A 1,806-nucleotide genomic window follows, 5' to 3' on the forward strand; every position below is an offset into this window, starting at 1 on the left:
GCCCGACGCGGGCGCCGGGGGTGGGGAAGGGGAAGGCCCGCTTGCGGATGTCGAAGAACTTCTCCTTCGCGTCGGCGAAGGAGACCTCGGGGTGCTCGTGGAGCAGCCACATCACCTTGGCCGCGTCGATCGGGGAGCCGCCGCCGAAGGCGATGATGGTGTCCGGGTCGAACTCGCGGATGCGGGCGGCGCCGCGCTCCACGGTGGCGAGTTCGGGGTTGGGCTCGATGTCGTCGATGATCTGCAGGTGGACCGGCTCGGTGCGCGAGCGCAGGACCTTCTTGAGGCGGTCCAGCAGGCCGATGCGGTCCATGGTGCGGTCGGTGACGACGGTGACCCGGGCCAGGCCGGGCATCTCGGCGAGGAACCGCAGCGAGTTGCGCTCGAAGTAGATCTCCGGCGGCACGCGGAACCACTGCATGTTGGTGGTGCGGTTGCCGATCCGCTTGATGTTGAGCAGGTGCTCGGCGCCGACGTTGTCGGAGACCGAGGTGCGGCCCCAGGAACCGCAGCCCAGGGTGAGCGAGGGGCGGAAGGAGTTGTAGATGTCGCCGACACCCCCCAGGGCGGCGGGGGCATTGACGATGATCCGCACCGCGCGCATCCGGCGGCCGAACTCCTCGGCGACCTCCGGGTCCTCGGCGTGGACCACCGCGCTGTGGCCGGCGCCGTCGAAGTCGACCATGCGCTCGGCCAGGCGGATGCCTGCGGCGGTGTCGTCGGCGGTGAGCACCGCCAGGACCGGGGAGAGCTTCTCGCGGGTGAGCGGCTCGCCGGGGCCGACGTCCTCGCACTCGGCGAGGAGCACCGAGGTGCCCTCGGGGACGGTGAAGCCGGCCCGCTCGGCGATCCACCGGGCGTCGTGACCGACCACCGCGGAGTTGAGGCGTCCGCCGGCGCAGCCCTTGCCGTCGGCGTCCGCGCCGAACATCAGGCGCTCCAGGAGTCGCTTCTCCTCGGCGGTGACCAGGTGGGCGCGCAGCCGGCGGAACTCCTCCAGCGCCTGCTCGCGGATCTCCCGGTCCAGGATCACGGCCTGTTCGGCGGCGCAGATCATGCCGTTGTCGAAGGTCTTGGACAGGACCACGTCGTGGACGGCGCGCGGCACCCGGGCGGTGCGGTGGATCCAGGCGGGGACGTTGCCGGCGCCGACGCCCAGGGCGGGCTTTCCGCAGGAGTAGGCGGCGCGGACCATGTCGTTGCCGCCGGTGGCCAGGATGGTGGCGACGGCCGGGTGGCGCATGAGGGCGTCGGTGGCCTCGCGGGAGGGCTCCTCGATCCACTGGACGCAGTCGGCGGGGGCACCGGCGGCGACGGCCGCGTCGCGGATGGTGCGGGCCGCCTCGGCGCTGCACCGCTGGGCGGAGGGGTGGAAGGCGAAGACGATCGGGTTGCGGGTCTTCAGGGCGATGAGGGCCTTGAAGAGGGTGGTGGAGGTCGGGTTGGTGACCGGGGTGAGGGCGGCGACGACGCCGATCGGCTCGGCGATCTCGGTGACGCCGCTCAGCTCGTCGCGGGAGATGACGCCCACGGTGCGCATGTCGCGCATGGAGTGGGTGACGTGCTCGCAGGCGAAGACGTTCTTGACCGCCTTGTCCTCCATGACGCCGCGGCCGGTCTCCTCGACGGCGAGGGCGGCCAGGTCGTCGTGCCTGGCGAGTCCGGCGAGGGAGGCGCGGCGAACGATGTGGTCGACGGTTTCCTGGTCGCGGCTCTCCCACTCGCGCAGGGCCCGCTCGGCGCGACCGACGAGGGCGGCGACCCGGTCGGCGGGGCGGGGTGCGGTGGTGTCGGCCGGGCCGGCTG

The 1,806-nt window shown here is 72.6% G+C and carries 1 protein-coding gene; it reads right to left on the bottom strand.

The features are described from left to right. The coding region (locus FOE67_RS24620) for an aldehyde dehydrogenase family protein (protein WP_228474255.1) at positions 1-1,806 on the bottom strand (1,806 nt) is incomplete at both ends.

This window comes from Streptomyces calidiresistens, assembly GCF_014141525.1.
GTDB classification, from domain to species: Bacteria; Actinomycetota; Actinomycetes; order Streptomycetales; family Streptomycetaceae; genus Streptomyces; species Streptomyces calidiresistens.